At 75.2% G+C, this 15,514-nt stretch carries 15 protein-coding genes; 11 read left to right on the forward strand and 4 right to left on the reverse strand.

The annotated features are described in order from the left end of the window. The first annotated feature begins 156 nt into the window (after positions 1-156). From CLT75_RS08460 to CLT75_RS08485, 6 genes are all read left to right on the forward strand, one after another. Positions 157-3,342 (forward strand): penicillin acylase family protein, encoded by a 3,186-nt coding sequence (locus tag CLT75_RS08460; protein WP_135240279.1) that lies wholly within the window; start codon positions 157-159, stop codon positions 3,340-3,342. 97 nt (positions 3,343-3,439) lie between these two features. Further along, entirely contained in the window at positions 3,440-4,627 is a 1,188-nt protein-coding gene (gene dinB / locus CLT75_RS08465; RefSeq protein WP_135240280.1) for a DNA polymerase IV, read from the forward strand. Positions 4,628-4,732: 105 nt separating this feature from the next. Next, positions 4,733-5,665 (forward strand): hypothetical protein, encoded by a 933-nt coding sequence (locus CLT75_RS08470; RefSeq protein ID WP_135240281.1) that lies wholly within the window; start codon positions 4,733-4,735, stop codon positions 5,663-5,665. Beyond that, the gene (locus tag CLT75_RS08475) at positions 5,662-6,114 is read left to right on the forward strand and encodes an ABA4-like family protein (protein ID WP_135240282.1); all 453 of its coding nucleotides are present in this window, start codon (positions 5,662-5,664) and stop codon (positions 6,112-6,114) included. The genes CLT75_RS08470 and CLT75_RS08475 overlap by 4 nt, the downstream gene beginning before the upstream one ends. Before the next feature lie 9 nt (positions 6,115-6,123). Next, positions 6,124-7,341: a histidine kinase gene (locus CLT75_RS08480; protein ID WP_135240283.1), complete on the forward strand. Its 1,218-nt coding sequence runs from the start codon at positions 6,124-6,126 to the stop codon at positions 7,339-7,341. Further along, entirely contained in the window at positions 7,338-7,964 is a 627-nt protein-coding gene (locus tag CLT75_RS08485; RefSeq protein ID WP_135240284.1) for a response regulator transcription factor, read from the forward strand. Before CLT75_RS08480 ends, CLT75_RS08485 begins: the two co-directional genes overlap by 4 nt. 5 nt (positions 7,965-7,969) lie before the next feature. Here CLT75_RS08485 and CLT75_RS08490 read toward each other — a convergent pair whose 3' ends face one another. The 3 genes from CLT75_RS08490 to CLT75_RS08500 all read right to left on the reverse strand — a co-directional run bounded on the left by CLT75_RS08490 (position 7,970) and on the right by CLT75_RS08500 (position 10,808). Then, positions 7,970-8,683: an RraA family protein gene (locus CLT75_RS08490; protein WP_135240285.1), complete on the reverse strand. Its 714-nt coding sequence runs from the start codon at positions 8,681-8,683 to the stop codon at positions 7,970-7,972. 9 nt (positions 8,684-8,692) lie between these two features. Next, positions 8,693-9,991 carry an FUSC family protein gene (locus CLT75_RS08495; RefSeq protein WP_135240286.1) on the reverse strand — a complete coding sequence of 433 codons (1,299 nt, stop codon included), beginning with the start codon at positions 9,989-9,991 and terminating at the stop codon, positions 8,693-8,695. 64 nt (positions 9,992-10,055) lie between these two features. Beyond that, the gene (locus CLT75_RS08500) at positions 10,056-10,808 is read right to left on the reverse strand and encodes a dienelactone hydrolase family protein (protein WP_135240287.1); all 753 of its coding nucleotides are present in this window, start codon (positions 10,806-10,808) and stop codon (positions 10,056-10,058) included. Positions 10,809-10,921: 113 nt separating this feature from the next. On the opposite strand from CLT75_RS08500, the gene CLT75_RS08505 reads away from it, so the two are divergent. Together CLT75_RS08505 and CLT75_RS08510 are read left to right on the forward strand one after the other, a co-directional pair. Next, positions 10,922-11,320: a DUF2267 domain-containing protein gene (locus CLT75_RS08505; RefSeq protein ID WP_135240288.1), complete on the forward strand. Its 399-nt coding sequence runs from the start codon at positions 10,922-10,924 to the stop codon at positions 11,318-11,320. Between the two features lie 10 nt (positions 11,321-11,330). Further along, positions 11,331-11,591, forward strand: a complete 261-nt coding sequence (locus tag CLT75_RS08510; RefSeq protein WP_013476688.1) for a hypothetical protein — start codon at positions 11,331-11,333, stop codon at positions 11,589-11,591. 3 nt (positions 11,592-11,594) lie between these two features. Here the strand turns inward: CLT75_RS08510 and CLT75_RS08515 are convergent, their stop codons facing one another. Beyond that, entirely contained in the window at positions 11,595-12,524 is a 930-nt protein-coding gene (locus CLT75_RS08515) for a diacylglycerol kinase family protein (protein WP_135240289.1), read from the reverse strand. Positions 12,525-12,639: 115 nt separating this feature from the next. Between CLT75_RS08515 and CLT75_RS08520 the strand changes: the two genes are divergently transcribed. The 3 genes from CLT75_RS08520 to CLT75_RS08530 are packed head-to-tail and all read left to right on the forward strand — an operon-like array spanning position 12,640 to position 15,513. Continuing rightward, positions 12,640-14,343: a sugar ABC transporter permease gene (locus tag CLT75_RS08520; RefSeq protein WP_135240290.1), complete on the forward strand. Its 1,704-nt coding sequence runs from the start codon at positions 12,640-12,642 to the stop codon at positions 14,341-14,343. A gap of 46 nt (positions 14,344-14,389) precedes the next feature. Continuing rightward, complete coding sequence (locus tag CLT75_RS08525; RefSeq protein WP_135240291.1) at positions 14,390-14,956, forward strand: hypothetical protein; 567 nt, start codon at positions 14,390-14,392, stop codon at positions 14,954-14,956. Between the two features lie 11 nt (positions 14,957-14,967). Next, positions 14,968-15,513 carry a hypothetical protein gene (locus CLT75_RS08530; RefSeq protein WP_135240292.1) on the forward strand — a complete coding sequence of 182 codons (546 nt, stop codon included), beginning with the start codon at positions 14,968-14,970 and terminating at the stop codon, positions 15,511-15,513. Position 15,514 lies beyond the last annotated feature (1 nt).

Here is a 15,514-nt window from a genome sequence, read left to right on the forward strand (position 1 = left end):
CGACGGCTATCCCGGACGGCGGTGGTGCGCCGATCATTGCCCGCAGATAGATATGAGTCATTCTCACCTCCGGGCAGAACGCCCGGGCACGGAGGCCGAGACGCCGTCAGCCGGGCGTACCGAACGGCCCTACTCCGCGTCCCCCGGAGGATCGCCATGCCATCACCCGCCATCCGTGCCCGCCTCGCGGCGCTCACCGCCGCCGCCCTCACCGCGAGCGTCCTGACGGTCATCGCGCCGTCACCGGCGCTCGCCGCCACCACGTTCACCCCCGACGACTACTGCCTCGGCCAGTGCGCCGACATCCTGCCCCCCGGGCAGAACGGCAACGCCACGCTCGCCGGCATCCTGGCCCACCAGGCGCTCGGCACCCGCCCCGCGCACTCCAGCGACCAGCTCGACGAGTACGCCAACCTGGTCTACAACTACGCCGGGCTGACCGACGAGCAGATCGCCCACTTCTACAACGACGCCTCGTTCGGCGTCCCCGACGCCCAGGTCGAGAGCAGGATCTCGCCGCGTTCGGACGTCACCATCGTGCGGGACAAGGCCACCGGCGTCCCGCACGTCACCGGCACCACCCGCTCCGGCACCATGTTCGGCGCCGGGTACGCCGGCGCCCAGGACCGGCTCTGGGTGATGGACCTGCTGCGGCACGTCGGCCGCGGCAACGTCAGCTCGTTCGCCGGCGGCGCGCCGGGCAACCGCGAGCTGGAGCAGAGCGTCTGGGCCAACTCGCCCTACACCGAGGCGGACCTCCAGGCCCAGGTGGACGCGCTGCGCCTCAAGGGCACCCGGGGCCAGCAGCTCTACACCGACGTCGTCGACTACATCGCCGGCATCAACGCCTACATCGACAAGTCGATCGCCGACGACAACTACCCCGGCGAGTACGTGCTCACCGGCGCCGGGAAGCCGAAGCACTTCACCATGACCGACCTGATCGCCACCGCCGGTGTCATCGGCGGGCTGTTCGGCGGGGGCGGCGGCAGCGAGATGCAGTCCGCGCTGGTCCGGGTGGCCGCCCGGGCCAAGTACGGCCCGACCGAGGGCGACCGGGTCTGGACGGCGTTCCGCTCGCAGAACGACCCGGAGACCGTGCTGACGCTGCACGACGGGCAGAGCTTCCCGTACGGCGCGGCGCCGCCCGGTGCCACCAGCGCGGTGCTGCCCGACGCCGGCACGGTGGTCGCCGAGCCGCTCGCGTACGACGCCACCGGCGGAGCCGCCGCCCGCACCGGCAGCAGCGCCACCACCAAGGACCTGGTCGGCGGCCTGTCCAACCTGCGGGCGCACGGCATGTCCAACGCGGTGGTGGTCTCCGGCCGGCACACCACCACCGGCAACCCGGTGGCCGTGTTCGGCCCGCAGACCGGCTACTTCGCCCCGCAGCTGCTCATGCTCCAGGAACTCCAGGGGCCGGGCATCAGCGCGCGCGGCGCCGCGTTCGCCGGGCTGAACCTCTACGTGCTGCTCGGCCGCGGCCAGGACTACGCGTGGAGCGCCACCTCCGCCTCGCAGGACCTGACCGACACGTACGCCGTGCCGCTGTGCACCACCGACGGCAGCGCGCCGACGCTGCGCTCCAACCGCTACCTCTACCGCGGCCAGTGCGTCGCCATGGAGGTGCTGGAGAAGCGCAACTCCTGGTCGCCGACGCTCGCCGACTCCACCCCGGCCGGCGCATACACGTTGCGCTCGCTGCGCACCAAGTACGGGCTGGTGGCCTACCGAGGGCTGGTGAACGGGCAGCCCACCGCGTTCACCAAGCTGCGCTCCACCTACCGGCACGAGGCCGACTCGGCGATCGGCTTCCAGGCGTACAACGACCCGGCGGCGATGGGCAGCGCGGCGGCGTTCCAGGCGTCCGCGGCCAGCGTCGGGTACGCGTTCAACTGGTTCTACGTCAACTCGACCGAGGCGGCGTACTACAACTCCGGCTCCAACCCGGTCCGGCCGTCCGGGCTCGACCCGAACCTGCCCGCGAAGGCGGAGCCGGCGTACGAGTGGGCCGGCTGGAACCCGGACACCAACGACGCCACGTACGCCCCGGCGTCGGCCCACCCGCAGTCGGTCAACCAGGACTACTACGTCAGCTGGAACAACAAGCAGGCGCGTGACTTCGGCGCGGCCGACGGCAACTTCAGCTACGGCGCGGTGCACCGGGGTCAACTGCTCGACGGGCCGGTGAAGGCGGCCATCGCCCAGCGCAAGGTCGGCCGCGCCGACATCGTGCGGATCACCGCCGAGGCGGCGGTGACCGACCTGCGCGGCCAGCAGGTCCTCGGCGAACTGCTGCGGGTGCTGGACAGCACGCCGGTCACCGACCCGGCGCTGGCCGCCGCGGTGACCAAGCTGCGGGCCTGGCAACAGGCCGGGTCGCGGCGGGTGGAGACGTCACCCGGCTCGAAGGTCTACCAGCACGCCGAGGCCATCCGGATCTTCGACGCCTGGTGGCCGCTGCTGGCCTCGGCGCAGTTCCGTCCCGGCCTCGGCCCCGACCTGTACGGCGCGCTCGTCGGCGCCCTCCAGGTCAACGAGGCGCCCTCGGGCGGCCAGAACGGCGCCCGCGACGGCACCGTGAACTGGGCGGCGCAGGGCCAGGCGCACAAGGGCTCGGCGTTCCAGTACGGCTGGTGGGGCTACGTCGACAAGGACCTGCGGGCCGTGCTCGGCGACCCGGTGGCCGGCGGGCTCGGGCGCACGTACTGCGGCAACGGCAACCTGGGCGCGTGCCGGCAGGCGCTGCTGGACACGCTCGGCCAGGCCGCGGCGGCGCCGGCGACCACCGTCTACCCGGGCGACTCGTCGTGCGGGGCGGGCGACCAGTGGTGCGCGGACTCGATCGCCCAGTCCGGGCTCGGCGGCATCACCCACCCGCTGATCGCCTGGCAGAACCGGCCCACGTACCAGCAGGTCGTCTCGTTCCCGGCGCGCCGGGGCGACGCGGTGACCAACCTGGCGCAGGGCCGTACCGCCACCGCGTCCAGCACGCAGTTCCTGACCAGCAACACCCCGGCGAAGGCGGTCGACGGCAGCCTCGGCACCCGGTGGGCCAGCAGCTACAACGACAACCAGTGGCTGCGGGTGGACCTCGGCTCGGCCCGGACGATCAGCCGGGCGGTGCTGCGCTGGGAGGCCGCCTACGCCACCGGCTACCGGATCGAGGTCTCCGGTGACGGCAACTCCTGGCAGCCGGTGTTCAGCACCACCGCCGGCAACGGCGGCGTCGACAACGTGACGTTCGCCCCGGTCAGCGCCCGCTACGTGCGGATGTACGGCGTCACCCGGGCCACCTCGTACGGCTTCTCGCTCTACGAGTTCGAGGTCTACGGACGGTGACCGCAGACGACCGGCCGGCGGGTGTTCCCGCCGGCCGGTCGTCCGCGTCCGGGCAGGTCAGTCCCGCCTATTCGAACAGGTGTGCGAGGATGGCCGGGTGTCGAGCGAGGCCACCATCCTGCACGCCGACCTGGACGCGTTCTACGCCTCGGTCGAGCAGCGCGACGACCCCCGCCTGCGCGGCCGGCCGGTGATCGTCGGCGGCGGCGTGGTGCTCGCGTGCAGCTACGAGGCCAAGGCCCGGGGCGTGCGCAGCGCGATGGGCGGCCGGCAGGCGCGGCGGCTCTGCCCGGACGCCGTCGTGGTGCCGCCCCGGATGGCCGCGTACACGTCCGCCAGCCGGGCGGTGTTCGAGATCTTCCGGCACACCACCCCGCTCGTCGAAGGGCTCAGCATCGACGAGGCGTTCCTCGGCGTGGGTGGGCTGCGGCGGCTCGCCGGAGCGCCGGCCGCCGTCGCGGCCACGCTGCGGGAGCGGGTACGCCGCGAGGTCGGCCTGCCGATCACCGTCGGCGTGGCCCGGACGAAGTTCCTGGCGAAGGTGGCCAGCGGCGTGGCGAAGCCGGACGGGCTGCTGGTCGTCGAGCCGGACCGGGAACTGGCGTTCCTGCACCCGCTGCCTGTCGAACGGCTGTGGGGCGTCGGCCCGGTCACCGCCGCGCGGCTGCGCGACCGCGGCATCCGTACCGTCGGGCAGGTGGCCCGGCTGGACGAGCCGGCGCTGGTGTCGCTGCTCGGCGCGGGCGCCGGGCGGCACCTGCACGCCCTTGCGCACAACCGCGACCCACGGGCGGTGCAGGTGGGCCGCCGGCGCTCCTCGATGGGCGCGCAGCACGCGCTGGGACGCGGGCCGCACTCCCCCGCCGACCTGGACGCGGTGCTGGCCGGGCTGGTCGACCGGGTCACCGGCCGGATGCGCGCCGCCCGGCGCACCGGCCGCACGGTGACGCTGCGGCTGCGCTTCGCCGACTACACCCGCGCCACCCGGTCGCACACCCTCGACGAGCCGACCGCGCAGACCGGGCCGCTGCGGGCCGCCGCCCGTGACCTGCTGCGCGCCGCGCTGCCGCAGATCGCGGAACGGGGCGTCACGCTGCTCGGCGTCTCGGTGGGCAACCTCGGTGCCGGGCACACGCAGCTCACCCTGCCGTTCACCGCCGAACCCGGCCCGGCGCTGGACGCCGCCGTCGACGCGGTACGGGACCGCTTCGGCTCGCGGGCGCTGACCCGTGGCGTGCTGCTCGGCCGCGACCCGGGCGTCGAGATGCCCCGGCTGCCGGACTGACCGCCCGGCCTCCTCCCCTGGTAGGAGACGCGCTCCGACCCGTGGCCGCGAACGCGGCCTCCGGGCGGGCGCGACCGGCCCGGCCCGCCACCAGCATCTACAGGCATGACTACGGTACGGAACCGGGCGGCCGGATGGCACCGCCCCCTGATGCTCCTCGTGTCCGCGATGGCGGTGCTCACCGTCGTCGCCGCGGTCGGCGTGCTCGCCGACCCGCGCGTGCTCACCGGCGCGCCGATCTGGCTCAAGCCCCTGAAGTTCGCGATCTCGTTCGTCCTCTACGGCGTCACGCTCGCCTGGATGCTCTCCCTGCTGCCCCGCCGCAGCCGGGCGGCCGAGCGGGCGGCCACCGTGATCGTGGCCATGGCCGTGGTGGAGATGGTCGTCATCGTCGGCCAGGTGCTGCGCGGCACCACCAGTCACTTCAACGGCACCACGACGCTGGACTCGATGCTGTTCAGCGTCATGGGCGCCGCGATCACCGTCCTGTTCGCCGCCCAGCTCGTGCTGGCGGTCGTGCTGTCCCGCCGGTCCCTCGCCGACCGGGCCGGCGGTTACGCGGTACGGCTCGGCCTCGCCGTGTCCCTGCTCGGCATGCTCGTCGCGTTCCCGATGGTGGCGCAGCAGCCGGCCGGCGCGCCCGCCGGGATCAGCGGAGCGCACAGCGTCGGTGTGCCCGACGGCGGCCCGGGGCTGCCGCTGCTCGGCTGGAGCACCACCGGCGGCGACCTCCGCGTCGGGCACTTCGTCGGCATGCACGCGTTGCAGGCGCTGCCGCTGCTGGCGATCCTGCTCGACCGGTTCCTCGGCGCGCGGCTGGACGAGCTGACCCGGGCCCGGCTGGTGCTCGTCGGCGGGACCGCGTACGCGGCACTGACGCTGCTGGTGACCGGCCAGGCGCTGCGCGGGCAGCCGCTGCTCGCGCCGGACGCGCTCACGCTCGCCGCGGCGGCCGTGCTGGTCGCGGCCACGGCGGCGGCCACCGCGCTGGTGCTGGCCCGCCGGGCCCGCCGTACCGAGGTGGTGCTGGTCGGATGAGCACCGCGCTGTTCGGCCTGACGTTCGCGCTCGCGGCCCCGTTCTGGGCGCTGATGATCCTGGCGCCGCGCTGGTCCTGGACCGGCCGGATCGTCGGCTCGCCGCTGATCGTGGTGCCGGTGCTGCTCGTCTACGCGGCCCTGGTGCTCCCCGCGCTCGGCACGGTGCTGCCGGTGGTGACCGCGCCCACGCTCGACGGCCTGCGGGACCTGCTCGGCACCGCCGACGGCGCGGCGGCGGCCTGGGCGCACATGATCGCCTTCGACCTGTTCGTCGGCAGGTGGATCTGGCAGGACTCCCGGGAGCGAGGGCTGCCGGCCCTGCTCACCGCCCCGGTGCTGCTGCTCACCGTCCTGCTCGGCCCGATCGGGCTGGCCGTCCACCTCGGACTGCGCTCCGCGTGGCGGCGGCCGGCGAACGCGGTGGCTCCGGCCGCACCGGTTGCCTAGGCTGACGCGGTGGGCTGGGTCGGTCGGCTGTTCGACGCGCGGGACACGTTCGCGCGGGTCCTGCTGCTGGACCTCAGCGGCATCGGCTATCTGGTGTTCGGCGCGCACGGCGGCCCGGCCGCCACCGGTACGCAGTGGGCGCTGGCGGTCCCGGCGTTCGTGCTGGCGCTGCTGTGCCACCGCCGGCCCCTGGTGAACCTGCTGGTCCAGTCGGCCCTGCTGGTCGCCGCGCTCGTCCTGGTCGACGACGTGATGATCAACCAGGTCGGAGCGAGCTGGGCGCTGCTGGAGCTGACCATGCGGGCCACCCGGCCGCGCACGATCTGGCTGGGCGCCGGGCTGCTCGCCGCCGTCGACCTGTCCGGCCAGATCGGGGAACCGGTCCGTCGGGCGCTCGCCGGCCTGTTCGGGCTGGCCGTCACCGTCGGCCTGCCGCTGCTGCTCGGGCTGGTCGTGCGGACCACCCGGGAACTCGGGCGGCAGGCCGAGGTGCGGGCCGAGGCGGAGCGGCGCCGGCGCGAGTCGGAGAGCCGGGCGGCCCGCGCCGACGAGCGCGGCGCCATCGCCCGGGAACTGCACGACGTGCTCGCGCACCACGTCGCGTCGATGGTGCTGCGGGTCGGCGTGGCCCGGCACGTGCTGCCCGACCTGGATCCCCGGGTCGGTGAGGTGTTCGACGACGTGCACGCCACCGGCACGGCCGCGCTGACCGACCTGCGACGGCTGGTGGCGGTGCTGCGCGACCCGGACGGCGTCCGCGGCGACGCCGCGCTGACCGCGATCGAGCCGTCGGCGCTGCCGGCCGCGCTCGGCGCGGCGGTCGACCGGGCCCGGCAGGCGGGCGTCGTCGTCGAGGCCGACGTCGACCCCGCGGTCGGCACGCTCGACGCGGTACGCGGCCAGGCGGTGCTGCGACTGACCCAGGAGGCGTTGACGAACGTGGCGAAACACGCCGGCGCGGCGGCCCGCGCACACCTGACCGTGTCGGTCGAGGACGGCGCGGTGCACTGGGCGGTCACCGACGACGGGCGGGGCGCCGCGCCCGCCGGGGTGCCCACCGGCGGCGGACACGGCATCGTCGGCATGCGGGAACGGGTCGAGGTGCTCGGCGGACGGCTGGAGGCCGGGCCCACCGGGTCCGGCTGGCGGGTCCGGACCGTACTGCCCCCGGCCGGGCCCGCCCACCAGGCGCCCCGGCCCCGCGCGGGCACGCCGGAGCCGGCGTGATCCGGGTGCTGCTGGTCGACGACCAGCACCTCATCCGGGCCGGCCTGCGGATGCTCTGCGACGCCCAGCCCGACCTCGAGGTCGTCGGTGAGGCCGACAACGGCCGGGACGCGGTCGCCCTCGCCGCCCGGCTACGACCCGACGTGGTGGTGATGGACCTGCGGATGCCCGGCGTCGACGGCATCACCGCGACCAGCCGCATCCTCGCCGACCGGCCCGCCACCCGGATCATGGTGCTCACCACGTTCGGCGACGACGACCATCTCTACCCCGCGCTGACCGCCGGCGCCTGCGGGTTCCTGCTCAAGGACGCGCCGCCGGGCGACCTGCTCGACGGCGTCCGCCGCGCCGCCGCCGGCGACAGCCCGTTCAGCCCGGACGTGCTGCGCCGGCTGGTCGACCGCGCGGTGCACGCCCGCGCCGGCGCGCCCCGGCGGACGGCCGACCTGACCGCCCGCGAGCGGGACGTGCTGGACCTGGTCGCCGACGGCCTGTCGAACACCGAGATCGCCGAGCGGCTGCACATCGGGGTGACCACAGTGAAGACGCACATCACCAGCCTGATGACGAAGACCGGCAGCGCCAACCGGGTACGCCTGGCGCTGTGGGCGCGCGGCGGCTGACCGGGTCACTCCTCGATCGCCCCGCCCACCGCCCGCAGGTGCGCCCGGAACGTCAACGCCGGGTCCGCCTCCCGGGCCGCCAGGTACGCGCCGAACCCGACCTGCGCGCGCAGCGACTCCCCGGCCCGGATCCGGTCGGCCTGCCGCCGCTCGGTGTCCCGGATGGACTCGGCCAGGTCGAACAGCTCCCCGGCCCGGTCGGCGGCCACGAACAGCACGCCGTCGTCGTCGGCCAGCGCCAGGTCCCGCGGGCCGACGGTGAACGGCCCGACCCGGGCGTGCGCCAGCGCCCCGTCCGGGCGCGGGTCCAGCTCCAGCGGACCGCTCGGGGTGGCGCCGAGGCTGAACACCGGCAGCCCGACCGCGACCAGGTCCGCGGTGTCCCGGTGCGCGCCCCACACCACCAGCCCGGCCAGGCCGGCGGCCCGCGCCTCCAGCACCACCAGGTCGCCGACGCAGGCCCGGTCGGTGCGCCCGCCGTCGTCGACGACGAGCACGTCCCCCTCGGCGGCCTGCTCGATCGCCTCCAGGAAGACGTCCACGCTGCCGGCGTGCCGGGCCGGGCGCACCGGGCCGGCCAGGCGCCGCCCGGGCAGCACCGGGACGACGGCGGCCGGGGCACAGCGGACGGGGACACCGGCGCGCAGGCAGGCGTCGGCGACGTGGGCGGTGCTCAACGCGGCGAACCGCGCGGCTGGCGCGTCGTGACGGATGTCCATACGCCGACGCTAGCCAGCCGGACCGGCCCGGGCAGGTGCCAGTTGACGCCCGGTGGCCTTCGGCCGGTGCCGTACGCCGGGCCGGCGCGGGACCGGCCGGCTCATCCGGGCGCGGGCCGGTGGACGGGCCTCCGACTCCCCCGCACCGGCGGCCCGGCGCACACTGCCGTTGGCGTCCTCGGGCCGGCAGCCGGTGGCCCGTAGCAGTTCGCTCTGCGCGGTCCGCAGGTCGCTGATCATCGCCTCGCCGAACGCGCGTACGCCCTGCGACCAGGCGCGCCCGGCCAGCTCGGCGCCGGACCGGACCAGCTCCCGGGTGCGTTCCAGGTCCTCACCGGACTTGCAGGCCCGCTTCAGCTCCCGTACCGCCTGGCCGAGGCGGGCCACCGCGTCGGGCAGCGCGGGCGGAACCGGCTCGTCGTACTGCAGCGCGGTGGCGGAGCGGCGGGCGATCGAGCGGGCGTACAGCACCAGGCGTTCGAGGTGCTGGGTCGCTTCGGCGTACCTGTGGAACTGGGCCCGGCGGTGCCAGCGGGCGGGCGCGATGGTGACCACCTCCTCGGCTCCGCTGAGCGCGTCGTTGAGCCGCCCGATGTCCGGTTCGATCCCGCGCAGGTCCTCCAGGGCGCGCTGGGCCGCGTCGGCGTCGCGGCGGGTCAGCGCGTGGGCGACGGCGTCGAGCTGCTCGGTGAGCCGGGCGACCACCGGTTCCACCGCCCGGTCCAGCACCCGGATCGGGTTGACCGGCAGCAGCAGCGCCACCACGAACAGGCCGACCAGGCCGCCGACCAGCGCGTCGAAGATGCGGGGCAGCTCCAGGCCGGGCTGCACCGGCGCGAGCGTGGCGATCAGCACCGCCGTACCGCCGGCCTGGCCGACGAGCGCGCCGCCGCGCCCGGCCACCAGCAGCGCGGTGGCGATGGCCAGCGTGACCACCAGGCCGGTCTGCCAGGATCCGCTGCCCAGCAGCGCGCGCAGCAGGTCTCCGACCAGGATGCCGAGGCCGACGCCGATGAGCAGCTCGAACGTGCGCCGGGCACGCTGGCCGATGGCGGTGGCGATGGTGCCGACAGCGGCGGCGGGGGCGAAGACGTGCGCGCCGGAACCGAGCAGTTCCTGGGCGATCAGCGCGGCGAGCGCCGCGGCCAGCCCGGCCTGCGCGGAGATCACCACGGTGATCTCCAGCTGGCGCAGCCGGTTCCGGCCGGCCGCGCCGCCCTCGGCGCGGGCCCGGGACAACGCGAGACCGCCCCGCTCGACCGCCCGGTCCAGGGGCGAGCGGACGGTGTCGGCGCGGCGGTCGGCCATGACGGCGGTTACCCGCCCCGGGGCCGGTGAATCGTCGGCCGCGCTCCCGCGCGCCTTGGGCGGTTCAGCGGCGGAACGTGCGGTCGAGCAGGTCGAACAGCGCCGTCCAATGCCGCTTCGTGGCCTGCTCGTCGTACATCGGGGTGTCCGACTGGGTGTAGCCGTGGCGGGCGCCGGCGTACACCTCGGAGCGGTAGGTCACCCCAGCGGCGTCGAGCGTCTTCTCCAGCGTGGCGATCTGCTCGGCGGTCATCGACGGGTCGGCGTCGGCGTGCCCGAAGTAGAGCTCGCCGGTGACCGCGCCGACGGCCAGGTGCGGGCTGTCCGGGGCGTCGGTGACCACCCGGCCGGCGTGGAACGCGGCCACCGCGGCGATCCGGTCGGGCAGCGCCTCGATCGCGCGCAGCGCGTTCGTGCCGCCCATGCAGTAGCCGGTGATCGCCGCCGGTCCCGGCGCGACATCCGGGCGGGCGGCGAGGAAGTCCAGGTAGGCGGCGGTGTCGCGGGCCACCGCGTCCGGCGTCAACGCGGCCATCATCGGCCCGATGCTCTCGAACAGGGCGCCGCGGCGGCTGTCGTCGGCGAGCGCGCCGAGGTCGATCAGCGGGGCGCGCCCGGCGCGGTGGAACAGGTTGGGGGCGAGCACCACGTACCCGCGCTCGGCGATCGTGGCGGCCATCTCCGCGACCCGGGGCCGCAGCCCGAACGCGTCCATGAACAGCAGCACGGCCGGGAAGGGCCCGCCGGTCCCCGGCGTGGCCAGGTAGGCGTCAGCGGTTCCGTCGGGGGTGGGCACGTCCACGGTCGTCGGCTGCACTGTCAGGGCCTCCTCGCTGCGGGTTCCGCGCTGCAGGCTACCCCCCGGCACGGCGGCTGTTTGCGGAGGTCCAGCGTGGGAATCCGGCGATCCCGGCGGAGGAAGGCGGCGAGATGGACCAGGATCAGTTCATCGGCGCGGTGGCCCAGCGGTGCGGCGCGTCCGCGGAGCAGGCGACCGCGATCACCCGGGCGACCTTGACCACGCTGGCCGAGCGGATCGACGGCGGGGAGGCCCGTGACCTCGCCGACCGGCTGCCGGAGGCGCTGCGGGCGTACGCGTTCGGCCCGGCCGAGGACGCCGAACCGTTCGGGCTCGACGTGTTCGTCGAGCGGGTGAGCGGACGCGCCGACGTCGACGTGGACGCCGCCCGGGACGGGATCACCGCCGTGTTCGACGTGCTGCGCGACGCCGTCGACCCAGCCGCCTACGCGCAGGTCGTCACGCAGCTCCCGGCCGAGTACGGCGAGGTGGCCGACCAGAGCGCCCCGTACGTGCGGCGCACGGCGTGACGGGGACGCGATGAGCGAGGACGCGCTGCGCCGGCCGCCCGAGGCCGACGCGCAGGAACAGCGGCAGGACGAGACACTCGTCGGTCCGCCCGACACGGTCGACGCGGCGGTGCCCGAGGCGAGCGAGGCGGACCTGGCCGAGCAGGGCGTGCTGCGCCCGCCGAGCGACCGGGCCGGCCTCGGCGAGTCGGTGCGCGACGACCTGACCGCCGCCGACGCGGTGGAGCAGAACACGGAGATCCCGCTGCCGGACGAGGAACACTGGGCCTGACGGTCAGTGATCCGGGCTGTCCGCCCGCGCCATCAGCCGCAACGCGTTCGGGTCCAGGCCGATGCGGACCGGCGTCTGCCCGTACGGCTCGCCGTCGACCTCGATGCGGGCCGGCCGGTCGGTGTCCAGCCACAGCTGGCGTACCGCCAGGAACGGCTCCTCGCCGAGGGTGCGGCGGTGGCCGGCCGCCGCGTTGCGCGCCGTCTCGCGCAGCAGCCCGCGCCGGGTCGGCCCACCCACCGGGTACGCGACCAGCAGCCGGTCGTCGGCGGTGGCGTCGGCGGTGATGGGCCGGCCGGCGTGGAAGCCGCCGTTGGCCACGTACACCTGGTGGGTGGTGAACGTGTGCTCGCGGCCCTCGGCGCGGACCGTCACGGCCAGCGGCCGGTGCCGGGCCAGCAGCCCCAGCCCGGTCATCGGGTACGCGAGCCGCCCGACGACCCGCTTCAGCCCCGGCGGCGCGGCCTGCATGATGTCCGCGGACAACCCGATCCCGACGTGGTTGGTGAACCGGGTGTCGCCGATCAGGCCCAGGTCGACGTCGATGACCTTGCCGCCGGTGAGCACCCCGATCGCGGCGTCGAGGTCGAGCGGGACGCCGACCGTACGGGCGAAGTTGTTCGTGGTGCCCAGCGGCAGCAGACCCATCGCGATGTCCCGGTGGGCGAGCAGCCGCGCGGCCGCGCCGACCGTCCCGTCGCCGCCGCCGGCGACCAGCAGGTCCGGCCCGAGGCCGGCGGCCTCGGCGAGCACCCGGTCCAGCTCGCCGGGCCGGTCCACCGGGTACGCGCCGAGCAGCGCGAAACCGGCCCCCCGCAGGCGTGCGTGGACGGTGTCGTAGAGCCGCCGGCCGCGGCGGGAGTGGGCGTTGACCACGAGCGCCGCCCGCCGTCGTTCCCGGATCGCCGTCGACAGCTCCTGCTTGGTCCGCACGGTTGCGACCCTAGCCGCCCCCGCGCGGCCGTGGGCCGGTGGCGCTGCCGGTATTGACCGGGTCGGTTATCGTCGCGGCGGCCGTGATCGTCGATCTTCGAGGGTGGATGTCCCGATGAACCAGCCGGCAGCGCCGCAGGCGACAGTGCCAGTGCTTCAGCCCACCCAGCCCAACCGCCCGGCGCGGGCCCTGATCGGGCTGGCGCTGATCGTCCCGGCGGTGATCGCCTGGATCTGGTCGTACGTCCTGCCCACGCTGTCCACTGTGACCCGCAGCTTCCAGGCCGACGGGCCGCGCCGCTCGGGCCAGTCGGCCGGTACGGCGAACTACGAGGCCGCCTTCACCTCCGGGTTCGTCGGACAGGTCGGGTTCGCGGTGCTGCTCGCCCTGATCCCGCTGGCGGTGGCGCTGCTCGCCGCCCCGCTGCTCGCGGTCCTCACCGACCGGGCCGGCCGGGTCACCCGCCTGGCCGCCCGGGGCGTGCTCGCGCTGCCGCTCGCCGCGTACGCGCCGGTCGCGGTGTTCCTCGGCATGCGCGCCGAGGGCATCGAGGACGGCGGCCTCGTCCAGGATCTGCAGTCCCCGCGTGTGTTCCTCGCCTCGGCGACGGCGCAGGTGACCGCCGGGCTGGTCGTCGCGGTGGCCGCGACGCTGTACCTGAGCGCCCTGCGCCGGCGGGACCCCGACGACCGGCCCGCGCCCGCCATGCTGGCCGTCGGCGGGCTGCTCGGCCTGGGTGTCCTCGCCGCCGCCCTGCAGACCTACGCCGCCCCGCTGATCCTGACCGGCGGCGGGCCGCGCGGCGAATCCACTGCGACGCCGGTGTTCACCGCCGTGCAGACCACCTTCCGGACGATGCGCTTCGGTGTCGGGTCCGCCACGTCGACGCTGCTGCTGGTGCTGCTCGGCCTGCTCGGGCTGGCCGCGGTCGGGCTCATCCTGGCCACCCGGCTGCGCATCGAGTTCGACGGCTGGCAGGACCGCCCGGCCGTCCGGGAGGCGGAGTCCTTCTCCGGCCGCCGGCCGCTTCTCGTCGGGTTGACCGCTGTCGCGCTCGTCGTCGTCCTCGGCGTGACCGTCTGGGCGTCGCTGCCGTGGCTGCGGAACTTCTCCGCCGACACCGGGCGGCTGCCCAACGGGGTCGAGACCTCGACCGTGTTCGCCAACACCTGGGTGCCGCCGCTGCTGTCCACACTCGTCGCGGTGACGCTCGCGGCGCTGGCCGGGTTCGGGATCGGCGCGCTGCGGCCGCTCGGACGCTGGAGCGAACTGCTGCTGGTGCCGTTCGCGCCGTGGTTGTTCGTCGGTGTCGGCCCGCTGGCCATCGCCGCCTTCGAGCGCACCAGGGAACTCGGCCAGCTGGGCCTGTTCCTCGGCTTGGTGCCGCCGACCTGGCTGTCGGTGCCCGCGCTGTTCGCGATCACGCTGCTGTTCCGGGGCCAGCACGAGCGGTGGCGCTCCGGCGGCGCCGGCCGTACGCTGCTGCTGCCGGCGCTACCGATGCTGGCCGTGACCGCGTTGCCGACCTGGCTGGCGCACGCCCAGTCGCCGCTGTGGGCGACGCTGGTGGGCCGGGGCCCGGACAGCCTCACCGCTCCCGCGCTGGTGACGATGATCGCCGGCCGCGCCTTCGGCGCCGGCGGCGAGCTTCCGCTGGGCCTGATCCTGCCGCTGCCCATGCTGATCCTGTTCGTGCTGCTGTTCGTCGCGCTCATGGTCGGCTACGTGGATCGGCTCGCCATCCGGGTGGGGCGGCGCAGCGGCGCCGACGCGCCGCCGGCCGGGGCGGACGAGCCCGTCGGCAAGGTCACCGCATAGGGAAACCCCCGATTACGGCCGGTGACGGCGCGCCTAGCGTCGGGCCATGGCAACTGACGCGCTCACACCGGCCCGGACCGCCCGTGCCCGCCGCGACGGCGGGCTCCCGCGAGGGCTGATCCTGCCCCTGCTGCTGCTCGCCCTGCTCGCGCCGGCCGGGTGCGACTCCGGCGGCGGGATCGTCGACGGCGGGCCGGCCGACTCCGCGGCGGGCGGGGACGGCGGCGACGTGGACGCGGGCGCGGTGGACGACGTCCGGCCCCCGTGCCCGTTCACCGCCGCCCAGGTCTCCGAACTGGTCGACCGCAAGCTGCGCGACGAGGGGAACTGCTCGTTCGGCGACGGCATCGCCCAGCTGGCGGTCACCACCGCCTCCGCCACCGCAGGCAAGGCCACCTACGACTACCAGTACGACCAGGCCGGCCAGCAGTACGAGAAGGTCGTCGACCTGGAGCGGGGTGAGCGGGGCTACCTCGCGGTCAAGGACATCCGCGGCGAGGCGGTGCTGATCGAGGGCAAGGGCACGTACACGGTGACCATCAGCAGCTTCGGCGGCGGCACCGCGGGCAACGAACAGATCCTGCGCCGCACGCTCGACGCGATCCCGGCCTGAGCGGGGCAGCCATGCGAAGCCGCCGACTGATCGCGCTCGCGCTGACCGCGACCCTGCTCACCGCGTCCGCCGGCTGCGGCGACGACGAACCGCCGGCCGCCGGCGGCGCTCCGCCCGGTGCGGGCGCGCCGGTCGCGGAGCCGACCGGGGAGCCGCCGGCCGAGCCGAGCGCCGAACCCGTGGACGACGACGCCGCCCCACAGGCGTGCACGCTGGTGTCGAAGGCCGACGCCGAACGCCTCGCCGGCACGCCGCTGGACGAACCGGTGGTGGCCGGGCAGTCCTGTACCTACACCGGACCGGTGACCGGGCCGACCGCCCAGGTCGAGGTGTTCGTGGGCGAGGGCGCCAAGAAGTACCTCGACATCGAACGGCAGCTCGGGCACGAGATCCGTGAGCTGACCGGCACGGCCGACGAGGCCCTGCTCACCGACGAGGCGTTCTTCCTGCGCAAGGGCGAGCTGTGGGTCGCGGTGCGGCTGATGCGGCTCAACGACCCGCAGGAGAACCGGGCGCCGCTGGAACGGCTCGCCCGTACCGTCGCCGGCCGGATGTGAG

The sequence above is a fragment of the Micromonospora sp. CNZ285 genome, from assembly GCF_004637285.1.

Excerpts from the sequence above, each read along its gene's own strand:
- CLT75_RS08460 (WP_135240279.1), top strand. The coding sequence starts at position 157 with ATGCCATCACCCGCCATCCGTGCCCGCCTCGCGGCGCTCACCGCCGCC.
- CLT75_RS08470 (WP_135240281.1), top strand. The coding sequence starts at position 4,733 with ATGACTACGGTACGGAACCGGGCGGCCGGATGGCACCGCCCCCTGATG.
- CLT75_RS08475 (WP_135240282.1), top strand. The coding sequence starts at position 5,662 with ATGAGCACCGCGCTGTTCGGCCTGACGTTCGCGCTCGCGGCCCCGTTC.
- CLT75_RS08490 (WP_135240285.1), bottom strand. The coding sequence starts at position 8,683 with ATGGACATCCGTCACGACGCGCCAGCCGCGCGGTTCGCCGCGTTGAGC.
- CLT75_RS08495 (WP_135240286.1), bottom strand. The coding sequence starts at position 9,991 with ATGGCCGACCGCCGCGCCGACACCGTCCGCTCGCCCCTGGACCGGGCG.
- CLT75_RS08505 (WP_135240288.1), top strand. The coding sequence starts at position 10,922 with ATGGACCAGGATCAGTTCATCGGCGCGGTGGCCCAGCGGTGCGGCGCG.
- CLT75_RS08510 (WP_013476688.1), top strand. The coding sequence starts at position 11,331 with ATGAGCGAGGACGCGCTGCGCCGGCCGCCCGAGGCCGACGCGCAGGAA.
- CLT75_RS08520 (WP_135240290.1), top strand. The coding sequence starts at position 12,640 with ATGAACCAGCCGGCAGCGCCGCAGGCGACAGTGCCAGTGCTTCAGCCC.
- CLT75_RS08525 (WP_135240291.1), top strand. The coding sequence starts at position 14,390 with ATGGCAACTGACGCGCTCACACCGGCCCGGACCGCCCGTGCCCGCCGC.
- CLT75_RS08530 (WP_135240292.1), top strand. The coding sequence starts at position 14,968 with ATGCGAAGCCGCCGACTGATCGCGCTCGCGCTGACCGCGACCCTGCTC.